Source organism: Calothrix sp. PCC 6303, assembly GCF_000317435.1.
In the GTDB taxonomy this organism is placed as follows: domain Bacteria; phylum Cyanobacteriota; class Cyanobacteriia; order Cyanobacteriales; family Nostocaceae; genus PCC-6303.
Map to the genome: position 1 here is coordinate 4,055,160 of NC_019751.1, position 23,163 is coordinate 4,078,322.

At 41.3% G+C, this 23,163-nt stretch carries 21 protein-coding genes; 16 read left to right on the forward strand and 5 right to left on the reverse strand.

Annotated features, from left to right (window positions below):
* Positions 1-132 precede the first annotated feature (132 nt).
* A complete protein-coding gene (locus CAL6303_RS16665; RefSeq protein ID WP_015198984.1) occupies positions 133-1,590 on the forward strand; it encodes an efflux RND transporter periplasmic adaptor subunit in 1,458 nt (485 codons plus the stop codon).
* 7 nt (positions 1,591-1,597) lie between these two features.
* Here CAL6303_RS16665 and CAL6303_RS30400 read toward each other — a convergent pair whose 3' ends face one another.
* Complete coding sequence (locus tag CAL6303_RS30400; protein WP_015198985.1) at positions 1,598-1,768, reverse strand: hypothetical protein; 171 nt, start codon at positions 1,766-1,768, stop codon at positions 1,598-1,600.
* An 18-nt stretch (positions 1,769-1,786) separates the two neighbouring features.
* On the opposite strand from CAL6303_RS30400, the gene CAL6303_RS16675 reads away from it, so the two are divergent.
* From CAL6303_RS16675 to CAL6303_RS16720, 10 genes are all read left to right on the forward strand, one after another.
* Positions 1,787-4,948 (forward strand): efflux RND transporter permease subunit, encoded by a 3,162-nt coding sequence (locus CAL6303_RS16675; RefSeq protein WP_015198986.1) that lies wholly within the window; start codon positions 1,787-1,789, stop codon positions 4,946-4,948.
* 371 nt (positions 4,949-5,319) lie between these two features.
* A complete protein-coding gene (gene hemJ, locus CAL6303_RS16680; RefSeq protein WP_015198987.1) occupies positions 5,320-5,886 on the forward strand; it encodes a protoporphyrinogen oxidase HemJ in 567 nt (188 codons plus the stop codon).
* 397 nt (positions 5,887-6,283) lie between these two features.
* Positions 6,284-6,640, forward strand: coding sequence for a YtxH domain-containing protein (locus tag CAL6303_RS16685; protein ID WP_015198988.1), 357 nt, complete (start codon positions 6,284-6,286; stop codon positions 6,638-6,640).
* 16 nt (positions 6,641-6,656) lie between these two features.
* Entirely contained in the window at positions 6,657-7,226 is a 570-nt protein-coding gene (locus CAL6303_RS16690; protein ID WP_015198989.1) for a DUF948 domain-containing protein, read from the forward strand.
* A gap of 198 nt (positions 7,227-7,424) precedes the next feature.
* The gene (locus CAL6303_RS16695; RefSeq protein WP_041739708.1) at positions 7,425-8,234 is read left to right on the forward strand and encodes a TPM domain-containing protein; all 810 of its coding nucleotides are present in this window, start codon (positions 7,425-7,427) and stop codon (positions 8,232-8,234) included.
* A gap of 103 nt (positions 8,235-8,337) precedes the next feature.
* Complete coding sequence (locus CAL6303_RS16700) at positions 8,338-8,970, forward strand: precorrin-8X methylmutase (RefSeq protein WP_015198991.1); 633 nt, start codon at positions 8,338-8,340, stop codon at positions 8,968-8,970.
* 434 nt (positions 8,971-9,404) lie between these two features.
* Entirely contained in the window at positions 9,405-12,191 is a 2,787-nt protein-coding gene (locus tag CAL6303_RS16705) for a serine/threonine-protein kinase (RefSeq protein WP_015198992.1), read from the forward strand.
* A gap of 64 nt (positions 12,192-12,255) precedes the next feature.
* Positions 12,256-12,468, forward strand: coding sequence for a hypothetical protein (locus tag CAL6303_RS16710; protein ID WP_015198993.1), 213 nt, complete (start codon positions 12,256-12,258; stop codon positions 12,466-12,468).
* Complete coding sequence (locus CAL6303_RS31210; protein WP_238993705.1) at positions 12,455-12,610, forward strand: type II toxin-antitoxin system RelE family toxin; 156 nt, start codon at positions 12,455-12,457, stop codon at positions 12,608-12,610. Before CAL6303_RS16710 ends, CAL6303_RS31210 begins: the two co-directional genes overlap by 14 nt.
* Before the next feature lie 142 nt (positions 12,611-12,752).
* Positions 12,753-12,980, forward strand: a complete 228-nt coding sequence (locus CAL6303_RS16720; protein WP_015198994.1) for a type II toxin-antitoxin system MqsA family antitoxin — start codon at positions 12,753-12,755, stop codon at positions 12,978-12,980.
* A 262-nt stretch (positions 12,981-13,242) separates the two neighbouring features.
* Here CAL6303_RS16720 and CAL6303_RS16725 read toward each other — a convergent pair whose 3' ends face one another.
* Positions 13,243-14,712, reverse strand: coding sequence for a leucyl aminopeptidase (locus CAL6303_RS16725; protein ID WP_015198995.1), 1,470 nt, complete (start codon positions 14,710-14,712; stop codon positions 13,243-13,245).
* 230 nt (positions 14,713-14,942) lie between these two features.
* Between CAL6303_RS16725 and CAL6303_RS16730 the strand changes: the two genes are divergently transcribed.
* The 4 genes from CAL6303_RS16730 to CAL6303_RS16745 all read left to right on the forward strand — a co-directional run bounded on the left by CAL6303_RS16730 (position 14,943) and on the right by CAL6303_RS16745 (position 18,840).
* Positions 14,943-15,332: a hypothetical protein gene (locus tag CAL6303_RS16730; RefSeq protein ID WP_015198996.1), complete on the forward strand. Its 390-nt coding sequence runs from the start codon at positions 14,943-14,945 to the stop codon at positions 15,330-15,332.
* A gap of 120 nt (positions 15,333-15,452) precedes the next feature.
* A complete protein-coding gene (locus tag CAL6303_RS16735; protein WP_015198997.1) occupies positions 15,453-16,253 on the forward strand; it encodes a DUF3598 family protein in 801 nt (266 codons plus the stop codon).
* Between the two features lie 97 nt (positions 16,254-16,350).
* Positions 16,351-17,448, forward strand: a complete 1,098-nt coding sequence (locus CAL6303_RS16740) for an FAD-dependent monooxygenase (RefSeq protein WP_015198998.1) — start codon at positions 16,351-16,353, stop codon at positions 17,446-17,448.
* Positions 17,449-18,096: 648 nt separating this feature from the next.
* Complete coding sequence (locus CAL6303_RS16745; protein ID WP_015198999.1) at positions 18,097-18,840, forward strand: class I SAM-dependent methyltransferase; 744 nt, start codon at positions 18,097-18,099, stop codon at positions 18,838-18,840.
* Positions 18,841-18,909: 69 nt separating this feature from the next.
* Here CAL6303_RS16745 and CAL6303_RS16750 read toward each other — a convergent pair whose 3' ends face one another.
* Positions 18,910-19,206 (reverse strand): hypothetical protein, encoded by a 297-nt coding sequence (locus CAL6303_RS16750; protein ID WP_015199000.1) that lies wholly within the window; start codon positions 19,204-19,206, stop codon positions 18,910-18,912.
* Positions 19,207-19,410: 204 nt separating this feature from the next.
* On the opposite strand from CAL6303_RS16750, the gene CAL6303_RS31485 reads away from it, so the two are divergent.
* Positions 19,411-19,533, forward strand: a complete 123-nt coding sequence (locus CAL6303_RS31485; protein ID WP_255348423.1) for a hypothetical protein — start codon at positions 19,411-19,413, stop codon at positions 19,531-19,533.
* Between the two features lie 1,689 nt (positions 19,534-21,222).
* Here the strand turns inward: CAL6303_RS31485 and CAL6303_RS16755 are convergent.
* Both CAL6303_RS16755 and CAL6303_RS16760 read right to left on the reverse strand, forming a co-directional pair.
* Complete coding sequence (locus tag CAL6303_RS16755) at positions 21,223-22,125, reverse strand: S1 RNA-binding domain-containing protein (protein WP_015199001.1); 903 nt, start codon at positions 22,123-22,125, stop codon at positions 21,223-21,225.
* Positions 22,126-22,298: 173 nt separating this feature from the next.
* On the reverse strand, positions 22,299-23,042 hold the full coding sequence (locus CAL6303_RS16760; RefSeq protein ID WP_015199002.1) for a dienelactone hydrolase family protein: 744 nt from the start codon (positions 23,040-23,042) through the stop codon (positions 22,299-22,301).
* Positions 23,043-23,163: the final 121 nt, after the last annotated feature.

Here is a 23,163-nt window from a genome sequence, read left to right on the forward strand (position 1 = left end):
TAGAGTAATATTTGCTACCTGCCGCCTGCATATTATTCAGAAATACGTCATTATTAAAGAGAATGTTAATATTCTCAAACTTTCTTAAAAAAACTGCTTGAAGTTTGCTGGGGCAGAATTGGAGGAACAACCGTGGGTGAGCAGGATTTTTCGGATTCAGAAGTACAGGAAATCCTCTCAGACGAGGATCTGGAAGTCGAAAAACCAGGTACAAAGCAGCGACGTTGGTTAACACCACTGTTAGCAGGTACTGGGTTAGGAATTGCGATCGCGCTTTCGGCTACGCATCTGATTGGTGGTAAGGGAAATGCTCCAAAAGGTGCAACTAATCAAGCTATCCCACAAAAGGTTAACCCATCAATGACGGTAACGGTAGGGGAGGCTGAGTCCGCAAGGGTGGAACGTAGTTTGACTGTTACAGGAACTGTAGCTGCCAGAAATTTAACTCCTGTGTTACCCCAAGTTAATGGTTTACAGGTAAAACAAACGTTGGTAGAAATTGGCAGCTATGTGAAAGCTGGACAACCAATGGCAATCTTGGATGACTCGCTGCTTCAGGAACAAATTCGCCAAGCCAGGGCAGATGTGGAATCCAAGGAAGCTGATACTTCTTCTAAACAGGCTGATTTACTCGCAAAACAAGCTGCCGTATCTGCATCCCAAGCCGCTGTAAAGCAACGGGAAGCCGATTTAATTCAGGCAAAGGCAAGACTACTTGATGCCCAACGCAGTTATGATCGAAATAAGAAACTCCTGACAGATGGGGCAATTAGTCAACAGTTATTAGATACAGCTGAGACAAACTTGGCATCTGCCCGTGCTGCGGTACTGCAAAGCGAAGCAAATATTACTAACTCTCAAGCAAATGTAGCTAGTGCAGAAGCGGCTGTAAAGACTGCCCGTGCTGATATTAATGGTGCAGCAGCGGTGACGAAAAGTAACTCCGCGAAGGTAGAACAGTATAAAACACAACTAAGACAAACCATAGTTCGTGCGCCAGTGTCTGGATTGGTGGCGGAAAAATTAATTAGAGTAGGTGATATTACGGGAACTCCACCGCAGACACAAGTCTCAAATTTGGCAGGTGGAAGTCAGAAATTATTTTCCATTATTCAAGATGGTCAATTGGAATTACAGGCACAGGTTCCAGAAGTGAGTTTGTCTCAAGTTAAGGTGGGAGCCAGTGTTGAAGTCACATCCAACCGCGATCAGAAGGTGCGTGTGCAGGGAAAAGTGCGAGAAATTGACCCTGTAATTAACCAGCAGCGACGAGAAGCATTAGTAAAAATTGATATCCCAGCAACAAAATCCTTACAACCAGGAATGTTTGCCACAGGTTCCATTACCACAACCACATCCACCAGCGTTGCGGTACCTCAAAAAGCAATTCAACCGCAACCTGATGGCAGCACAGTTTTGTTTATATTCGGCGCTGAAGACAAAGTGCGATCGCAAAAGGTCGAAGTTGGCGAAATTCTCAGCGGTGAGAAGGTAGAAATAAAAACTGGTTTAAAGCTAGGTGAAAAAGTTGTTGTTGATGGTGCTGGGTATATTAAGGACGGTGACACCGTGAGAGTAAGTAATAAGTAACAAGTAATTAAGTAATAAGTATCATTTTTTCCCTACCTCCCCTACCTCCCCCTGCTTCCCCTGCCTCCCCTACTCCCCCTGCTTCCCCTGCCTCCCCTACCTCCCCTACCTCCCCTACCTCCCCTGCCTCCCCTGCTTCCCCTGCCTCCCCTGCTTCCCCTACCTCCCCTGCTCCCACTCCCCCACTCCCCCACTCATGTCATTTAACATCTCTGCCTGGTCGATTAAAAAACCCGTTCCCACCATCATCATTTTCGCCATCATGACAGCTATTGGTTGGTTGTCATTTACTACTTTGGGTGTCGATATTAACCCAAATATTGATGTTCCTACAGTTTCGGTGACAGTTACCCAAGCAGGTGCGGGTCCTGCGGAACTGGAATCCCAAGTGACGAAAAAAGTTGAGGATGCAGTTGCCAGTTTAGGCAACATTGATGAGTTGCGTTCCACTGTCACAGATGGTGTCTCCACCACTGTGATTAACTTCGTTTTGGGTACCAATACCGATCGTGCCACCAATGATGTGCGGAATGCGATCGCGCAAATTCGCCAGAACTTACCCCAAGAGGTTAATGACCCCATTGTGAAACGCTTGGAGTTTTCTGGTGGTCCAATTATGACCTATGCGGTGACATCTGATAAACGATCGGTTGAAGAACTAAGTAACTTAGTTGATCAAAGTATTAGCCGCAGTTTGTTAGGGGTGCGTGGTGTTGCCCAAATTAGCCGTCTTGGTGGTGTAGATCGAGAAATCCGAATTAATTTAGATCCTCAACGTTTGGAATCGGTAGGTATTACAGCAACCCAAGTCAACGATCAAATTCGCGCTCTAAATATCAATTTACCTGGTGGACGGGCTGAAGTTGGTGGTACCGAACAAAGTATCCGGACTTTGGGTAGTGCTAAAAGTGTAGAAGCACTGCGAAATTATGAAATTGTTCTGCCTCAAGGTGGTTCGATTCCCCTATCCAGTTTGGGCAATATCGATGATAGTTTTGGTGATATTCGCCAAAGTGCCAAACTGAATAATAAACCTGTGGTGGCATTCGAGGTGCTGCGGAGTACGGGTAGTGTATTGGTGACAGTGGAAGAAGGGGTAAAGGCAGAAGTAGAAGAACTGCATAAAAGCTTACCTGCGGATGTTAAATTAGAACAAATTTTTACCCGTGCGACTTTTGTAAGGCAATCTTACGAAAGCACAATGGAAGAATTAATTCAGGCTTCAGTCCTGGCTGTAATTGTAATTATGTTGTTTTTACGGAATTGGCGAGCAACATTAATTACGGCTGTCGCCTTACCATTGTCGATTATTCCCACCTTTGCGGTGCAACAAGCATTAGGTTATACCCTCAACAACATGACCCTATTAGGGTTAGCTTTAGCAGTGGGAAACCTGGTGGATGATGCCGTTGTGGAAATCGAGAACATGGAACGGCACATGGAGATGGGGAAAACACCTAGACAAGCTGCTTTTGACTCCTCCGATGAGGTAGGTTTGGCAGTGGTTGCCAGTGCCGCGACAATTGTGGCGGTATTTTTACCTGTAGCATTTATGGGTGGTGTTCCTGGTCAGTTTTTCCAACCCTTTGGTGTTACAGTTGCTGTTTCGACGATTTTCTCCACCTTGGTTGCACGGATGGTGACACCGATGATGGGAGCGTATTTACTACAGGGAAAACAGAAAAAAGCAGGGAGCAGGGGAGAAATACCATCGTTGCCGAAATCTTCCTCAAAGCGACGGTTTCGTCCCTATGCCTCGCTGATAAAAACGGCATTACGGCATCGTTTGACCACAATGGCGATCGCGCTTGTGTTTTTCGTGGCTAGTTTGATGTTACTTCCCTATATTCCCACAGGCTTAGTAGATGGGGGAGATGTGGGAATTTCCACTGTCAACATTGATCTTCCACCAGGTTCCACCCTTCAAGATACGGAAAAAGTTGCCGCTAAAGCCACCGATTTAATCCGGCAAAATCCCGTGGTGGAAAGTGTTCTCAGTACCCAAAACGTCAATAAAGCTACAGTCGTCATCAAACTCAAACCGCGAGAAGAAAGAAAAGTCTCCCAATTAGAATACGAAAACCAAACCCGTCCCCTATTTGAACAGATTCCTGGTGCTAGGATTAGCTTTGCCAGTGCGGGTGCAGTGGGGGGAGGAAAAGATTTGACTATCTTACTTCAAAGTGAAGATCCTGAAGCCCTCAGTAAATCAGCAAACGAATTAGAGAAACAAATGCGGGGTATTCCTGGTGTAGTGGAAGTATCATCCAGTGCCAGTTTAGTCAAACCAGAAATTTTGGTGATACCAGATCCAAAACGCGCTGGTGACTTGGGTGTCACCGTGAATGCGATCGCGCGCACCGCTTCACTGGCGACAATTGGTGATAACGATGCCAATTTAGCAAAATTCAACCTTCCTGACCGCCAAATTCCCATCCGCATCCAAATAGACCCCAAAACCCGCACAGACATCAATACCATCAAAAACCTCCGTGTCCCCACCCAAAGCGGTACCACGGTTCCTCTCATCGCCGTTGCTGACATCAAAATTGGTAGTGGACCCTCCACTATTAGCCGTTTCGATCGTCTCCGACAGGTTTCAGTAGAAGCCAACTTACAAGGACTTTCCCTCGGTGAAGCCATTGCCAGCAGCCAAAAACTGCCAATTCTGCAAAACTTACCACCCGCAGTCCGTCAACGTAACTCCGGGGATGCCAAAATTATGCAGGATATCTTCGGTCGTTTTGGTTTAGCACTACTTCTAGCAGTCACCTGTATCTACTCAATTTTGGTACTTTTATACAACAACTTCCTCCACCCCTTGACAATTATGGCAGCACTACCCTTCTGTTTGGGTGGAGCATTGCTAGGTTTACTAATTGCCCAAAAAGCCATGGGAATCTATGCCCTAATTGGCATTGTCTTGTTGTTGGGAATCGTCACCAAAAACTCGATTTTGTTGGTGGACTACACCATCATTAACATGCAAGAAGGGATGCCACAACGTGCCGCACTAATAGACGCTTGTACTTCCCGACTCAGACCAATTTTAATGACTTCCTTAGCCACAATCGCGGGTATTATTCCCCTCGCTTTAGGGATTGGCGCAGGTGCAGAAGTGCGGCAACCCATGGGTGTCGCCATCATGGGAGGCTTTACAACCTCCACCTTACTCACATTGGTAGTTGTACCCGTCCTATTTACCTACGTTGATGGTTTCCAAACTTGGTTAATTAACACTTTCAAATATGGCTTTGGTAAGAAACCCCCAACTCATCGGGCTCACGATAGCGATGGAAAGCTTGCGCGACATGATGCCATAGGAATTCCTCCAGAACGGGAAAAATCAGCACCCTAAATTTACGATTTAGATCCCCGACTTATTGAATAAGTCGGGGATATGCTTTTCACGACTGTCGTGGTGCATTGGGAAACCCGGTTGCATTGGTAAGAGTGAAAAATTGTGATGTTGAATGTGGAGAAACCTGGTTGCTGGGATCTGGAGATTATTGGATGTGGTTGAAAACCTGCATGATGGCAGTTTAACCCTTCATGGGTGGCGAGAAACCGGGTTTCTGGGATCTTGGGGTTGCTAGATGTGATAAAAATCTAATGATTCCATTTTCCATCTATAAGACTTGCAACAACTCTAGACTTCACTTCATTCGCCACTGTCGTTGTCTTTTATGATGAAAATAAACAAGTTTCAAAAAGGCAGTCTGAATATCTATGGCTTATTCTTGGTTTAAAGCATTCCACATCATCGGGGTTGTGGTGTGGTTTGCAGGGTTATTTTACCTAGTGCGACTGTTTATCTACCATATCGAAGCCAACCAAGAACCAGAACCTGCACAGACGATACTCAAAAAACAGTATCAAATTATGGAAAAACGCCTTTACAATATCATCACCACTCCGGGAATGTTGGTGACTGTCGTCTGTGCGATTGGTTTGCTAGTAACACAACCTGATTTTTTACATCAAACATGGTTACATTTTAAATTAGGTTTTGTGGGATTATTGCTGGTTTATCACCACTACTGTAGTCGGTTGATGAAACAGTTAGAGCAAGGAACCTGTAAGTGGACAGGTCAACAAATGCGGGCAATGAATGAAGCACCAACAATTTTGCTAGTCATAATTGTTATGTTGGTAATATTCAAAGACAACTTACCAACAGATGTCACCGCTTGGGTAATTTTCGGTTTAGTGGTGTTGATGGCTGTGACAATTCAACTTTATGCCAAAAAACGTCGTCTAGATAAAGAGAAGGAACTGAAAGAATTAGGAGCTTAAATCAGTGAACGGTAAACAGTGAACACTTATCAAGGCGTATGGTGGGGGATTGAAACCCGCCACCAACGCCGACCAGCAATTGGTGGGGGACTCTTATTCCCAACGATAAACACATCACTCTTGACTGATAACTGGTAACTGGTTAAATACAATGCAAGTTTTGATTTTATAGAGCAGGCATCCCGCCTGCATAATTAGATCAACGGGCAAGACTTCGGCGTGAGCGCTCAGTCCTTACCTCCGGTACACTTCGTTCCGACAGGCTCAGGAACCATCGAACGCTGCCCATTCCACAGTATATGTATATTATTTAATTGCTAATCCTAAGTATTGTTGTTTAGGGCTTACAAGGTTGTAGAAACCCGAATAGAATGGTTGTAAGGAGAGGAAATATATAATGTCTAATAACCGTTCTGGAGTATTTTTTGGCGGTTTGATGCTAGGGGCGACAATTGGAACCTTAACAGGTTTATTGGTTGCCCCCCGCACAGGACGCGAAACTCGTAAACTGTTGAAAAAATCTGCCGATGCTTTACCAGAATTAGCAGAAGATTTATCCACCAGCGTCCAGTTGCAAGCAGATCGTCTTTCGGTGAGTGCTGTGCGAAATTGGGATGAAACACTAGAACGGTTACGTGATGCGATCGCATCCGGAATCGAAGCCACCCAGCGTGAGAGTCAAGTTCTCAAAACACAGAACACTGATGATGACATTGACTCAGAAGATCCAAATTCTCCCCATCTAAGTAACTAAAATTACCGCATTTACCGTGACTGAACCCCTGTTTTGGCTGGGATTTTCTATTCTCCTAGTCGCCACCAGCCTCACTGCTGTCTTGGTTGTATCAATTCCAGCCTTGCAGGAGTTAGCACGGGCAGCCCGCAGCGCTGAAAAACTATTTGATACCCTCTCCCGTGAACTTCCACCAACGCTTGATGCCATCCGCATGACAAGTTTAGAAATCACAGACTTGACTGGAGATGTCAGTGATGGTGTTCAAAGTGTCACCCAAACTGTACAACAAGTAGACCAAAGCCTCGAAAGTGCCCGTAAACAAGCTCAAAATCTCCAAATTGGCACCCGTAGCCTATTTGTTGGGGTAAAAACAGCCTGGAAAACCTTCACCCGTCAAAAACCATCAAAACGCCCCATCAACCACACAACAAAGCAACCTCTCACATTACGAGAATGGGAATTACGCCCAGAAAACAGACGCTCTTCAGATAATGGCTACCGTAATGGTGATTGGGTTAATGATTATGAGAATAAGTTTGATACTCCAGAAATACCAACCAAATCTAGCAACCAGAATGCTGATGATTGGTCAGGTGAAGAATAGATGTGATTGAAGAATATTAATCATGTTGGATTTATTCACACCCTAGCTTGACAAAAATCATCAAAATCCAGCTAAAAACCCTTTGCTTTCGTAACCAAGATTAGATTAAAGTTAAAAAGTGTAAAGATGTATAACTTCTGTCTCAGTTTTGAGAAGCAATTATTTACATCCATTTGGCAAGATTTATATAAAAAGTCTATGAGACATTCTCTTTTACGGCGGATTCTGGCATTTATTGCAGTCTTTTTCTTAGCTGGCTCACTTTGGTTAGTAAATCCTCATTTAGCTTACGCTTATGATAACCCTGAACTTTTACCTGCAAATCCTACCCCGGTTATCGATTTAGCAAAAACCCTAACTGATGTTCAAGAAGAAAACTTAGTTAAAGAACTAAATGACTTTCAGACAGAAACTGGTTGGAAGTTACGAGTATTGACACAATTCGACCGCACCCCTGGACGCGCAGTGATTAACTTTTGGGGTCTGGATGATAAAAGCATCCTCTTGGTAGCAGATGCAAGAGGTGGAAACATTCTCAGCTTTAGTGTGGGTGATGCCGTCTACGAACTTTTACCCCGCACATTTTGGATTGAACTGCAAACACGATTTGGGAATTTGTACTTTGTCCGCGAAAATGGCGAAGATCAATCAATTTTCCAAACAATGAAGACTGTGGAAACCTGTCTACGTCAGGGTGGTTGCGGTGTTGTACCAGGTTTGCCACGAGAACAGTGGATTTTAACCTTGATTAGTTCCGCACTTGGGGGTGTAATTTGTGGCTTTGCTGCTCAACCACGCAAGGAAGGACAGATTTTTGCTTGGCAATGGGCATTGATTTTTTCCCCATTATGGGGAATATTATTCCTCGCATTTGGTATTGGACCAGTAGTAACAAGAACTTCAGAGTGGTTGCCATTAACCCGTAATATAGTTGGTTTCCTGATGGGTGTTTTAGTGGCTTTCCTATCACCTATTTTTAGCCGTCCTTCATCCAACGCAGAGTCATAAGGGGTAAATTGGGAGTCACAAGAGGTAAATAATGAGAACAACTTACCTGACTCCCAACAATTTTACTGATAAGCTGAAGGCTGTGGTTTGGGGCTAGATAAAAATGGAATGGCACATAACTGATGCTCAAAGCTTGGCAATCATCGATCATGAAATAGGCGATCGCTTAATTTCACCAGCGGAGTATGAGATTACAAGAAGAGTAATTTATGCTACTGGTGACTTTGAGTATAAATCACTAATTAATTTCTCTGAACGTGCAATACAATCGGCAGTTGCAGCCCTATCGGCACGTACAACTATCGTTGTTGATTTGCCAATGATACAAGCAGGTATTGCGTATGAGATTCAAGAAACTTTTGCGAATCCAATATTCTGCGGTTTAGAGAGGATGAATCGTCCTCAAAACGCCCAAACTAACGCTGCTTGGGGTTTAGAAACTTTAGCTAGAAGGTATCCTGAAGGTATTTTTGTGATCGGTCAAGCACAAACAGCTTTGACTGCTTTAATGAGTTTAATAGAAACTCAAGAAATTAAACCCTCATTAATCATCGCCACTTCTCCAAACTTTAATGATGTAAATAGCAATCAGGAGCAATTACAAAATTCATTGATTCCCAATATTACTATTAATAGCAATAAAGGAAACGCCGTTGTTGCCACTGCAATTCTGGATGCTTTAATTGATTTAGCTTGGCAAGCTCATGGTAAAAAAAGTTCAGGTTCTGAAGAATAGAGCAAGATTTTTGTACTTATACCAATTCAAATAATGATTGCAACACATCAAACAGTAGAGACGTAGCAGTGCTACGTCTCTACAAATATCTATCTGTCGCATTGTTTTTTCAAATTGGTATTAGTCGAGATAAGCGTTTATCAATAAAATTAGGACTTACGCAAGAACTACGCATTTATGTCATTGCGACGTAAGGTAGACGCGGTAGGCACGGAGTGACTTCTGTAAGTGCGGCTTGTCGCAGACTAGCATAAGCCCGTAGGGCTGGCTGCGCCTACTCATAGTCTTTTTTTCTCGTTACGATTGCGTAAGTCCTAAAAGTTGGCGGATATAAATTAGGATAATTCTCTCCAAAATGCCCATACTCCATGCAAAATCCACTACTATCTAGCTAGTAATAAGTAATAAGCACCAAAATTTACAAACTATTACCTATGGCGTGGAATCCAGGGCAGAAGTTATTTGGCGATCGCTATTTTATCGAAAGCAAGCTGGGGGAAGGGGGGATTGGTATTACCTATCTCGCTCAAAATCGCAGCGGTGAGTTACGAGTTATCAAAACCCTCAGAGAACAAATCCTGAATCATCCTGACTGGATACCACATCAAGATAAACTACGGCAAGATTTCCGGGATGAAGCGTTACGTTTAGCTTTATGTCGTCATCCCCATATTGTGCAGGTAGAAAACGTCTTTGATGAGGAGAATTTGCCATGTATGGCGATGGAGTACATCGCAGGCGAAGATTTGAAAAAGCGAATCACCAACAAAGGGGCTTTACCGGAAGCAGAAGCACTGGAATATATTCGGCAAATTGGCGAAGCTTTAACTGTAGTTCACGCTAAAGGTTTGCTGCATCGGGATTTGAAGCCGAATAACATCATGATGCGTGCAGGTAAACAAGAGGCAGTGCTAATTGACTTTGGACTTGCTAGACAATTTATTTCTGGTGTAGCTTTACAGCATACAGAAAGTCTCACTCCCGGTTATGCACCACCAGAACAGTATTTAGCTGATGCAGAACGAGGAGAATATATTGATGTTTACGCCTTAGCCGCGACATTATATGCTTTAGTGACTGGGCAATTGCCCATGCCAGCACCAGCTAGACTGCAAAACTTTACCCTAAAAGCGCCAAAAGATTTTAATTCGAGCATCAGCGACAGGGTGAATGAGGCAATTATGTGGGGTATGGCGCTAAATTACAAATTTCGACCCCAATCGGTGCAGGAGTGGTTGAAATTGTTCGGAGTTGAAGTAGTAAAACGCATACAACCAACTCAACCTAATTTTAAACCTCAAACACCTGTTATCACATTTTCTCAAACCTGGAAATGTGTACAAATCATAACTAATTATGCAAGCTCTGTTGCCTCTGTTGCCTTCAGTCCAGATGGAAAAATATTAGCTAGTGGTGGTGTCTACAAAGGTGTCAAATTATGGTCTGTAGCCAATGGTCAAGAAATTGACTCTTTTGAATTTTTTGCTAACCAATCTTTAAGTTTTAGTGCAAATGGGAAAATTTTAGCTGGTGCTAGCTTCCATGGATTCAGTGCGTGGGATATAATTAGTAGGAAAGAAATCTACACTATCGAATTCGGTACATTTGGCGATGAGCTTAATTCCGCCGCATTTAGCTTTGATGGGCAAATATTAGCTACTGCTTCCTCGCGTGACTGTGGCAGCAAAATTCAACTGTGGGATGTAGCTACTGGTAAAGAAATTCGTACTATTACAATTGGTGATGACTATTATCCTCTTACTTTTAGCCCCGATGGACGGATTCTAGCATCTGTTTTTTGGGGTAAAGACGGAGTAATTCAACTATGGGACGTAGCTACTGGCAGAGAAATCTGTACTATTTCTTCTCGTTCTAAAGATGTACAAGCTCTTGCATTTAGCCAAGATAGTAAGATTTTGGCTATTAGCGACAACTATGGAGGCTTTTTCTATTCACCCAAAGGTTCCATCAAATTATGGGATGTAGCAACTGGAAAAAAAATATGCTCGATTAAAGCTGATTCCAAGCCAATTACATCTCTTACCTTTAGTCCCGATGGGGAGAAGTTAGCTAGTGGTGATGAGAACGGTGATATTAAACTATGGCGTTTAAACCATAACCGGTGGCAACAGGTAAAGCTTCAAAACATTTGTACCTTGACTTCCGAGTCTGATAGCTGGGTTGAATCAATAAAATTTAGCCCTGATGGTGAAACTTTAGTGAGTAACGTTAGTTCTGATAACCATGGGATCACTTTATGGAGTTTAGATGGTCTATGTCAGTATAGTGAAATCTGTAAACTGAGTGGACATGTTCAAGGTATTAATTGCCTTACCATTAGTCCAGATGGACAAATTATTGCTACTAGTAGTGACAGTGGTCTTAAATTATGGGACGTACGTAGTGGCGCTTTCATCCGTCGTTTTGGACATGAATATAAAACTATAGTTTTTAGTTTCGACGGGAAGATTTTAATTAGTGCTACAAGAGAAGAGACGATACATTGGGAAGTAGCTACTGGTAGAAAAATTAGAACTGTTGATACTCGACCACATGACTTGCTGCTGAATAAGCTGCCTGGGTTAGGTGCATTCATCAATGCAATCACATTCAGCCAAGACGGGGAAATTTTAGCTGTAGCTGGAAAGAACTCAGATATAGATGAATATAATATAAGGCTAGCAAATGCAGCCACTGGTCAAAATATTTGTACTATTATTGACTCTGAATATACTAACTGTATTGCTTTGAGTCTAGATAAAAAGATTTTAGTCAGTATCAGCTATGATGTCAGCTTTGTTGGTAGCAGCTTTGGTAAAATTAAGCTGTGGGAAGTAAAAACTGGCAAACCAGTTCGTACTATTAATACCTATCCTGAAGCACATTCTACAATTACTTTGAGTCCGAATGGAAAGATTTTAGCAAGTAGCAACCATAAATGTATCAAACTGTGGGAACTTCCTTACGGAAATCAACTTTACACTATAAATAGTTCTATTGTTAGTTACTCTGATTTGCTTTCCTTTAGCCCTGATGGGCAAATATTAGCTAGTAGTTGTTCTGACAACACAATTAAACTTTGGGACGTGGCTTCTGGAAATGAAATTGCTACTTTGACTGGTCATTCATCACAAATAAGTTCCATAATATTTAGTCGTGATGGGCAAATTCTAGTTAGTAGCGATAATGATGGCTCGATCAAGATTTGGCGACGCAGCTAGTTGTGGAATAACAACGTCAAAATAGTAAATAGAAAATACCGATAATCAATCAGATATTAGAAAAATGCTAGAAATAACTAAAAATTACGTTACGGATGAAAATCAACAGCCGATTGCTGTGCAAATTCCTATCGCTGAGTTTGAAAAAATTGAAGAAATATTGGAAAATTACGGCTTAGTACAGTTAATCGAAGAATCAGAAGATGACGAACGCTTCGCTAAGGATGAAGCTTGGAAATATTATCAATATTTGAAGAACAAGAATGTGGAAAACTGAATATACAAAAAGGTTTTTAAAAGATTTGGCGAACTTACCTGAAGATGTCCAAGCGAGGGTTGAACCAATAGTCTTTCAAGAACTAGAGTCAGAAAATCCTTTTGAATTAGGCTATTTGCAAAATAATGAAGGGCTACGATGATAAATATAAAATTCGTGTAGGTGATTAGAGAATAGGTCTTTCTGTAGACAAAGAAACACAAACATTAATTTGTCAGCGAGTTGCACATCGTAAAGATATTTATCGAATTTTTCCTTGAGAAAATATTTTACCGATATTTTATATGAATGCTTGCGTTATTTGTAAACATGGTAATACTCAACCAGGATTAGTAACAGTAACTTTAGAACGAGATGATACCATCATTATTCTCAAAGGTGTGCCAGCAGATGTTTGTAATAATTGCGGTGAATATTATTTAAGTGCTGCTGTCACCGAACAAGTTTTACAACGTGCTGAAGAATCAGTTAATAAAGGTGCTGAGGTGGAAATTATGCGATATGCAGCATAGTCCTGTGAGTATTTAAATCTGTCAAAAGCGGAGATTTCCGAAACCAGGTTTTTCCACCACTCAGCATGACAATCATGAATTTGATGATGAAAACCGGGTTTCCCCTGAGAATGAGAAGTCGTGAATAATACCAATTTGAAAAAACAATCCGACAGATAGATATTTGTAGAGACGTAGCAGTGCTACGTCTCTACCGTTGGATGTGTTGCAATCATTATTTGAATTGGTATAACCTGATTTCTCTGGTAATACCAACGTTAACCTAACTCAATACCCAACTTACCAAAGCCCGAACGCCGAAACCTGTGGCACCAGCGTTATTATAGCCACTTTCCTTATCAGCCCAAACGGGACCAGCAATATCAAGGTGTGCCCAAGCTGGAGTATCCTTAACAAATTGCTTTAGGAATAGGGATGCAGTGATGGAACCACCTGCACGGGGTCCAGTATTTTTCATATCCGCAATTCCCGACTTTAAACCATCGAAGTATTTCTCTTCCATCGGCATCCGCCAAAATTTCTCGCCTGTGGCTTCCGATGCTGTTTCCAACTGCTTTGCCAAGTCGTCATTTTGGGTAAATAATCCGGCGATATCTTCACCCAAAGCAACCACACAAGCACCTGTAAGGGTTGCCAAGTCCACGATGGCATCCACACCCAACTTATCAGCATATACCAAGGCATCAGCCAAGGTTAAACGCCCTTCAGCATCGGTGTTGTTAACTTCGATAGTTTTGCCATTTGAGGCGGTAAGGACATCCCCAGGATGCATAGCCCGCCCGCTAATCATGTTTTCGGTGACGGCAGAGATAAAGTGAACTTCCACATCTGGCTTTAACAAACCAATGGTTTTGGCTGCACCCAATGTTGCCGCTGCACCACCCATGTCGATTTTCATGGTTTCGATGCCGCTACCTGCACCTTTAATATTCAAACCACCCGAATCAAAGGTTAAACCCTTGCCAATTATGGCAAGTTTGCGGCGGGGTGTACCTTGAGGTTTGTAGGTGAGATGGATAAATTTTGGTGGTAATTCGGAGGCTTGGGCAACACCCAAAAACGCACCCATACCGAGTTTTTCACATTCTGCCTGTTCCAAAATTTGCAGATGCATTCCTGTCTCGGACGCGATCGCACTCGCAATTTCTGCCATACTAGTTGGTGTCAAGGCGTTGGCTGGTGCTGCCACCAATTCCCGTGCTAATATCACCCCAGCAGTGATTTTGTTGGCTAGGGTAATTGCATCTTCTTCTCCAGCTAAACCCAGTAAGTCTACTGTTTCCACCTGTGTCGGTTTATCTTCGCTTTCCGATTTAAAACGGTTATCTTGGAACAACGCCAACTGTACACCTTCTGCAATAGCTTGGGCAGTAGCTGCGGCATCACCGCCAACCATAGGTAAACTGATACCCAGAGTTTTACACTTTTGCTTCTGTCCAATTCTCGCAGCAACAGCAGCAGCACGACGCACTGCTTCTAGTTGGAAAGCGTCTGATTTTCCCAAACCTACCAAAATAACTTTCCGAACAGCACCACCAATGCGGGTGACAACAGAACTACCTGGTTTTGCTTTAAATTCTTCTTCAGCGACTAACTCTTTTAATACACCAGCAAATTTCTGATCCAAATTTGCTAGTTCGCCAGTTATTTCTATATTATCTTCAAATAAACCAACCACCAAACCATCACCTACCCACTCTAATAGTGGCGTATTCGTAGCACGAACTTCCATTTTGGGACTCTGTTTAAAGTTTCATGTACCAGTATTGCTTAAAAATATCAAGTTGTGGGTATTGATATTCCCAACTTCGCCAAAGTTATTAAGGGTATCACACCCCTTATCATCTCATTAATCAAGTACTAGAAACCCTGGGCAATAATCCTGTAAACTGGGCACACTAGTAATAAAGAGTTCGTCACAGTAAATAAATATGTGGCAATTATTACTAAGAGGAGAAAAATATGAAAACGGGGCTAATCGCAAAAACTATCATCGCATCAATCGGTTTCCTAACTTTTTTTACCCCTCAACGCGGAAATGCTCAGATTGTCCCACAGGTTTGGGGTTCAGTTGGGGGTAGCGAGGGAGATGTCACCTACTCTGTTGGTGCTAAGGCTTTAGGTATCGGTGCAGAATTGGGGGTTGGTCCCGATGGTTCAACAGGTGTAGATGTGTTGAAATTCTTATCACTGCCTATCGTATCACCCTATGTTGGCTTAGGATATTATTCTAATGATAAAGGTGTTGCCTTCTCTGGTGGTGTCCAAGTTGGAGCCACTAAGAATATATTTGTAGGTGCTGGTTATAATTCAGTACGTGGCTTAAATGGTCAATTGGGAATTAGATTCTAATTGTTGAGATGCGAGTGAGAGATAACTTCGCGGTGTTGGAAATCTTCACCCTGTTTCTCGCTCTCTAGTTCTTATTCGATTAAAAAAAAGATATCATAAAAAAATATTTGATTGTTTACGATGGCTATAGATTTATACGAGCGAAACTGGCAAAATCTCTGCGATCATCACATGTATGACTGGTATGGTATTTGGACAAGATATACACCCCAAAAAACAGTCATAGAATCTTTTCAAAGTCTCAGAAGCTTTAAAATAAACGACAACCAAACAGAGATTTATCAAGTTAATCGCTTTAAATATGCAAATGGTGGGGAAAGAGAAAAAGCATGGCATCTGCATAAATCTTCAGATAATTTAGCTGATGGAATTCATCATTCAGACAACCCATCAATGCGAGCATTATTTTTTGATAATGGTGCTGCTGCATGGGTAACAAAAATATTGGAAGATAACTCTATTTTTGCAGTTGAGTTCATTTTAAAACATGAGCATTTACGCATCAGTGTGTATGTTATTTACGATGAATACGGCAGTTTGACAAAAACGGTATCCATTCGGGAAGATGCTAATGGTTTGCCCAGTCAACATTGGTCTAATAATGTTGATGTACTACCAAAACGCAGTTTTAGCGGCAATTGGCAAGGTAGTTCAATTTCAATGACACCAGATTTAGAAGCTTCTCTCGCAACACAAACTCAATTACAATTTATCACTCAAAATAGCGAAACCTTCTTCTTCCCCGATGGCATTTCTTTAAGTTGCCCCAATCGAGTTAGTATCGGCAAAGAGTTTGCAATTACTACAAATTGGTTAGTAACACCATTTCAAATGCAACAGATGACGGTTAATTATGACGAATTTGGAGCTTTCTCCTTCGTAAAGCTGGAATCATTCAGACTGGTAGATCAGAATTGTTAGCGAAACTATATTAAGGCTTGTCTGTCAAGATTTTTTTGTTAATATTTACTAAATATGTCAACTTAGCTATGTAAATACTATTAAAAAGGAATATTATATGATTTCAACGCCGAAAAAAGTTGGAATTGTCGGTGGCGGTACGACTGGACTGTATTTAAGTATTCTTTTGGAAAACGCGGGTTTTGAGGTTTCTTTATTTGAACGGGCACCTCAAGCAAGGGTTGAGGGTTGTGGCATTTTATTAATACCAAATGGATTAGAAGCACTAGCATTCCATAGTAGAGGACTATGTGACGAAGTAATTCAAGCTGGGGTCAAGGTTAGTACTTATGAGTTTCGCAATTTGTTGGGTAACTTAGTTAGTTCTGAGTCTGCGGAGGACACGGAAATAAAATATGGATTTCCCAGTTTGACAATTCACAGAGAACATATTACTCAAGCCTTGCTGAGTCGAGTTCCTTCTAAATGTTTGCATTTCGATCATTATTTAGACTCAATTGAATCCGTAGATGATAAGGTTGTAGCTAAATTTAGGAATGGGACACAATGGGAAGGAGATTTGTTGGTGGGCGCAGATGGATTAAATTCTCAAGTCCGGAATTTCGTTGCACCGGGAATAAAGCCATCTTATTTAGGTGATATTGTTTGGCGAGGTATTTTACCAAGTACAGAAGTTTGTCCCGATAACCATTTTATAGTTTATATTCGTGCTCGTGGTGTCTATGCAAATGCCTTTGATATTGGTAATGGGCGCTTGCATTGGGGATTTTTTATTGAGCACCAACAACCAGAAGATGAGCAGGGGATATTAATACCAAAAAACTGTGAGATTCCCTCAAATGAATTACAAAAACTTCCCGAAGCAATGCGTCATACTATTGAAATTACTCCATCAGAAAATATAGTTACTCGATATTCCTACGATATTGACCCATTACCCCAAATAGTATCAGGAAATATTGTACTTTTGGGAGATGCTGCACATGCTAAAAGTCCGGCTCGCGCCCAAGGGATGAGTAGTGGACTTCAAGATGCAGTGTTATTATCGAAATATTTACAGTCTTCGACAACAATTCGACAAGCATTACTTGATTATCAACAAGAGCGTTTGCCAATTGTCCACGAATTGCAGTTAACAAGTCGGGTAAAAAGTCAACAAACTGGTCGAACTCAAAAGTTGCCAACAGCCTCATAGTCAGACAATTTAAATTCAATATATAATATAGCTAGGATCTGCTGTATAGCCCTTTCGGGCATCCAAGAAACGCGTAGCGCAGCGTTAGCTGTAAAAGTCTTCTAGTGGAGGTAGGGAACTCTTAACAGGGAACAGTTTTACCGTTATTTTTTCCATTTTTTGTACCCAAATAAATGCACGTTTTTTAAACCTCAAACCCTTATTTCCTTGCACTTTTCCCGGAGAAAAATCCCGAAAGTTTTGATAAATAAATGTTTGATAGTTATTCAGCAAGCCCTAGTACAGCTTGGCGTAACTAACTAGACCATTATTTGACCATGAAAGGCGAGTAATAAACGGCTTTCCCACACTGCCTACTCACTACTGCCTTGACGTACTAGTTACTTGTAGATGCAAGACAAATCTATTTTGGTGAAATAGTCAAATCAAATAAACCCCTTATTTGCGAGATACTGGGTTTATTTTTTTCATATACTTATGATTCATACATTGCTAAGTTATGTAAAAGATTTGAGGCAGAAGCTAAAATTTAATCTATATTTTATGCCATCATGATTGATGAGGAAGAAATTTAATATCTGATGAAAGTTTAAAGAGATTTTGTAATATCATAAGTGGGTTTGAGCTTACTTTGCAAAACCATCTACCATGCTGACATTCCCAACCCCGTCTTCTCTAAGTAGCTATTGGCAAGACTCATTTCATTTAAAGCAGCATCTTCAAGACTTTTTACATCTAGATTCACAAACCCTAGAAGCAAAATTGACTGCTGGGCAACAGCAGATGGCAGAATTAGGTCGTAAGGATTTTGATTGGGAACAAGCAAGCGCTTTTTATAGCGATAAGGTTGGAGAGGTTTATTTATTTGAATTAGGTGCATGGCACCTCACTAGCCATGACTACATCGGTGATATGCTAAGGCTAATTGCCGCTCATGCCCAAGGTCGAGTATTAGACTTTGGTGGTGGTATTGGGACTCATGCGATCGCTACTGCTCTTTGTCCCCAGGTAGAACAAGTAATATACTGCGATCTTAATCCCATTAGCTGTAACTTTGTTCGTTATCGAGTTAAACAAATGGGACTAGAACAAAAAATTATTTGCTATGAAGATTTGCCCCAAAACGAAAAGTTTGACACAATTTTGTGTTTCGATGTTTTAGAACACTTACCAAATCCCAGTCAGCAGTTACTCAAATTCCATCAAGCTTTAGAACCACAGGGTAAAATAATTCTTAACTGGTATTTTTCTAAAGGTTTTAATCAAGAATTTCCTTTTCATCTCGATGATCCGCAAATCATCAGCGAATTTTTTCATACTCTACAAAGTAATTTTATAGAAGTTTTCCATCCTTACCATATTACGACCCGATGCTACCATAAATTGAGTTGATAATTAGGGATTGCTGCTGAAATTTTCACCAGAACAATTTGCTTGGTGACTTTAAATAAATAATGATTACTATTGCCAAGTAGAAACCAGGTTAAATACTGCTGGAATTTCTCCATAATTAGGAGGAAATTCTAAAACTGTTTCTTTCAATCCTAAATAACCTGATTCTGTAAAGGACATTAGCATTCTTGCTAATGCAAACCAAACTTCCTGTTCATATTCCCAATCAGTATACCTTCTTGCTCTTCCAGCAATAGATTTTAAAGACCAAAAATAACTATTTCGGACTATTGAACCAGTTTTTTTATATTCAGGTACATCTTCGTGGTGAAGGAATAATACTTCGTTTTCTATTTTGACACGCATGATTTAATCAGTTATTAGTTAAGTGATGTACCCTGTGAGGAAGCATCAGTTTTGGCAAATAGCCCATGACAGTTGGCTCTGCTGCTGTAGCGATACCCTTCTAGGGTATTTCTTCCAAAACGAGATCCTCTCCCTCTGTGAGATACCCTTCATGTTTGAGGAGCCAAAAACCAACCAGGCTTATATGGGATTATATGCGATCGCGTGGGTCAACGAAGACTGACTGTGACTGATGTGGAAGAGATACATCAAGCAATAACCAGTTGTGACACTTTGAAGTTTATCTACAACCGTCCACTCAATGGTGACATCAGCGAAGATACTTAACTACAATAATACCGTCCGTTGAGATTTAACATAGTGAGTTAGTAGCCAAAATTCTAAATTAGAAAAAATTTAATTTTCTATACACTAAAATAGAGACACTACTGAAAAAACTAAGTTAAACTAAAAAAGCCGCTAAGAGGGCGGGGTTTCCACCCTCAGTAGCAGAGGAACGCTAATGTGTAAAGTACCACGATATTTCTAGAAGGTGCGTCCGCATTTATCCCGAAATATTTTCCTTTATTTTTCCAGGTTAAGTGGTAATACTGAGGTCAGCAGAGTAAAGATAGCAATACTTTAGCTAAATTCAACGATAGGTTAGGGCAATTGCACTGCCATAATTGAGAAGTTACGCAAGAAAATAACTTGCTACTTTGATAATTTAGGTTAAGCTAAAGGCTGATTCTAGGCTGAACTTGCAATTTTTACATTTGGGCTAAAGGTTTTTTCGACAGAGAACACTTTTAACTGCCTGTGGTAGACGAGCGGCTGCCTGTGGACGCTGTGTAAGACCATCATCGGGTTCAGTCCCGAACTTCTAGAAATAGGAGTATAGGAGTCCCTAACGTGGCAACGGCGGTTGAGACGGGAAACTCCGAAGACGAATAAAACCGTCACTGATTCAATGATGTTAGAAGCCCTAACCTCAGCGAAGCAGGTTGGGGTACTTCACCCAAATCTGAAATAATATAGCTTTAGATTATTTGTTTTTTAGCTATACTAACAACAATTAGAAAATGAATTTCTCAAAGTGCCACTAGTAGATCAAGGCAGCAGTGAGCGGGCAGTAGGGCAAAATCTATTATTACTGGACTTTCCAGAATTCGATAATGGCCTGGTGATTTACGTTCTGTTGAACTGTCGTTTATTTATCGGCTTTGTAGCTACCACCTAACAGCCAATATTTAACTACCCACGCTGTAGCTATAGGGGGAAACTAGAGAAAACCGAACATTGCACTAAAAAAACTGCCAGAAGGTGGGGTTTCCACCCTCAGTAGCAGAGGAACGCTAAGTGTAGAATACCGTGATATTTCCAATTATTGCTTCCGCATTTATCCCGAAATATTGATTGTAGAGTTTCGGGTTGCTTCAGTAGATTTACTGTCGCTTGGTTCAATAAGAGATAACTGAATTCGGGAAATATAATGTCGATGGCTAGAAAAAATATCTGTTTAACAGGATTTTTTTGCCAAAACCAATTTAAACAAAAAAAACTGCTAGAAGGTGGGGTTTCCACCCTCAGTAGCAGAGGAACGCTAAATGTAAAGTACCATAATATTTTCGGAAAATGCGTCAGCAGATGCTCGGAAATACTTACGCAGAACAGGATTCAAATTCAGTATTTATACGGTAGTCATCCAATTAGGCTGAATTGGCGGTGGTTATGTGGCTTTCCTGTGGGTGACATCTCCTACACTTCCCTTAATTCGGGAGAATGCGTAAACCTTCCTTAGAGGTATGATCACTGAATTTGACTTAAAAAAGCCTAATTGTAGCCTTTCCCACTCTCGTGAAATCTAAGATTACCTCTCCCTAACGCTACCCTTACCAAGGGGAGGGTGGGCGACAGTGCGGTGGGGTGTACCTCGTTTGCTTGGGAAACGCCATAGGGAAGCTTGCCGGAAGATTAAACTTCCGGAAGTTTTTAGCTGTTGAAAGTCAAAAGTTAGAAATTCATCACAGAGATTATTTATTGTCCACTTTGACTTTTAGCCCTTTCAGCGCGTGCTTCGGCAGAAGTCATTACTTCTTCCATATTTTCCAGTATTTCCCCTGGGAAGTTTTCCAAAACCCTAGTAGAAATAGCGATACGTCCTTTACCTTCATCAATATCAATAATGACAGCTTTGATTTGCTGTCCTACTTGAAAGACTTTTTCCAGGTTGTCGATATATTTTTGGGTAACTTGTTTAATGTGTAGCAAAGCACTGACACCATCTAACTCCACAAACACGCCAAAAGCTTTAATTCCGGTAACTTTACCCTCAACAAGTTGACCAATTTCCAGCATACTGAAATTAGCCGAACGACTGGCTAAACGCTGTGAAAGCACCATCCGTTTAGTATTGGGATCAATTTCCAAAAAGCTGGTGGTTAAAGTTTGCCCTTTAAGTGATTCTAAATTGTCACGCTCACTTAAATGCGATCGCGGAATGAATCCCCGCAACCCAAACACCTCAACATTCACTCCCCCCTTATTCACGCCAGTCACCTTCGCTTGCACGGTTTGACTAGCTTCCTGCATCTGGATTAACTTTTCCCAGATGTGGCGAATTTCTAATTGTCGCCGAGAAAGAGTAACTTGCCCTTCAGCATCCTGTTCCCGAATAATAATAAACTCTAATTTTTCCTGGAGGGGTAAAATCTCTGATAAATCGGTAACTGTTCTCAAAGAAGCCTCATCGCGGGGTAAAAACGCCGATGCTTTACCACCAATATCAACATAGGCACCATCATGATCGATTTGAAACACCTTACCATGGACTGTTTGTCCTTTTTGAAACTGGTAGTCGTGTTGTTCTAGTGCTTTGGCAAAGTCGTCCATTGTAAATGACGAATCAGCCTTTTGAGAAAGTTTTGCGTCTGAATCCATGACTTTTGAAGTTAAATTAATATTTAGTTAAGGAAACTAGATGGGAAAATAAATCCTAAGTACAGTGGATAATTTAGAAAAAATTTAATTTTATCTAATTTTACCCAGATGTCTTGTCAGAGAAAGCTTCTCTAACTTCTGTGAATTTTACTTGCTGACACTAGTTAATTTAACTAAAGTTGTTCTACAAACAATTGTTTTACTTTTTCCCAAGCATCATTTGCAGCTAATGGATTATAACTGCCACGATGGTCGCAGAAAAACCCATGTTCAGATCCATCGTAGCGAAAGACACGATGGGGAATCTGATATTTTTCCAACTCTGAGGCAATTTTATTTACTTCCTCAGGGGAAATACTAGTATCTCCCATCCCAAAGAAAGTATTGATTACACCTTTGATCTCCGATGTCCGTGTGAGAGTGGCAGCACCCCCGCCAGGAGTCGCATCTGTAATCCGGGCACCGTAAAATGAAGCAGTTGCCTTGATATCTGCTAAAGTGGCAGCAAGATAAGCAACATGACCGCCAAAGCAAAAACCGATGCAGCCGAAGCCATCTTTTTTTACATTATCTAATGTTTTGAGATGATTAATGGCAGCTTGGATATCACTCAAGAGTTGGGATGCTTGGGTTTGTCCCCAAGCGTATTGGCGACCAATTTCCACTGCTTCTGGTGTGTAACCTGTTTCAAAGCCAGGTGCTTGCCGTTCAAAGAGTGCAGGTGCTATCACCACATATCCCTCACGGGCAATTCTTTCTGTAACTTCTCGAATGTGCGCGTTAACACCAAAAATTTCTTGCAAAACTACAATTCCTGAGTAAATACCTTGAGCTTTAGGTTTTGCCAGGTACGCGGATATTTTTAAGTCACCTTGTAAAATCTTAATGTTTGAAGTATCGATTACGCTCTCTGTCATAATAGTTATTACTAGTGCTATGTGTGTGTTAAATGCATTACTATGTCAGTATCCCAGTACTGCCTGCAATTAGGTTATCAATTTACGGCATTAAGGGCATGAGAAAATCCCGCTGTTTCTA

Bases quoted from the DNA above. Each gene is read 5' to 3' on its own strand.
- CAL6303_RS16675 (WP_015198986.1), top strand. From the start codon at position 1,787: ATGTCATTTAACATCTCTGCCTGGTCGATTAAAAAACCCGTTCCCACC.
- hemJ (WP_015198987.1), top strand. From the start codon at position 5,320: ATGGCTTATTCTTGGTTTAAAGCATTCCACATCATCGGGGTTGTGGTG.
- CAL6303_RS16685 (WP_015198988.1), top strand. From the start codon at position 6,284: ATGTCTAATAACCGTTCTGGAGTATTTTTTGGCGGTTTGATGCTAGGG.
- CAL6303_RS16695 (WP_041739708.1), top strand. From the start codon at position 7,425: ATGAGACATTCTCTTTTACGGCGGATTCTGGCATTTATTGCAGTCTTT.
- CAL6303_RS16700 (WP_015198991.1), top strand. From the start codon at position 8,338: ATGGAATGGCACATAACTGATGCTCAAAGCTTGGCAATCATCGATCAT.
- CAL6303_RS16705 (WP_015198992.1), top strand. From the start codon at position 9,405: ATGGCGTGGAATCCAGGGCAGAAGTTATTTGGCGATCGCTATTTTATC.
- CAL6303_RS16710 (WP_015198993.1), top strand. From the start codon at position 12,256: ATGCTAGAAATAACTAAAAATTACGTTACGGATGAAAATCAACAGCCG.
- CAL6303_RS31210 (WP_238993705.1), top strand. From the start codon at position 12,455: ATGTGGAAAACTGAATATACAAAAAGGTTTTTAAAAGATTTGGCGAAC.
- CAL6303_RS16720 (WP_015198994.1), top strand. From the start codon at position 12,753: ATGAATGCTTGCGTTATTTGTAAACATGGTAATACTCAACCAGGATTA.
- CAL6303_RS16725 (WP_015198995.1), bottom strand. From the start codon at position 14,712: ATGGAAGTTCGTGCTACGAATACGCCACTATTAGAGTGGGTAGGTGAT.
- CAL6303_RS16730 (WP_015198996.1), top strand. From the start codon at position 14,943: ATGAAAACGGGGCTAATCGCAAAAACTATCATCGCATCAATCGGTTTC.
- CAL6303_RS16735 (WP_015198997.1), top strand. From the start codon at position 15,453: ATGGCTATAGATTTATACGAGCGAAACTGGCAAAATCTCTGCGATCAT.
- CAL6303_RS16740 (WP_015198998.1), top strand. From the start codon at position 16,351: ATGATTTCAACGCCGAAAAAAGTTGGAATTGTCGGTGGCGGTACGACT.
- CAL6303_RS16745 (WP_015198999.1), top strand. From the start codon at position 18,097: ATGCTGACATTCCCAACCCCGTCTTCTCTAAGTAGCTATTGGCAAGAC.
- CAL6303_RS16750 (WP_015199000.1), bottom strand. From the start codon at position 19,206: ATGCGTGTCAAAATAGAAAACGAAGTATTATTCCTTCACCACGAAGAT.
- CAL6303_RS16755 (WP_015199001.1), bottom strand. From the start codon at position 22,125: ATGGATTCAGACGCAAAACTTTCTCAAAAGGCTGATTCGTCATTTACA.
- CAL6303_RS16760 (WP_015199002.1), bottom strand. From the start codon at position 23,042: ATGACAGAGAGCGTAATCGATACTTCAAACATTAAGATTTTACAAGGT.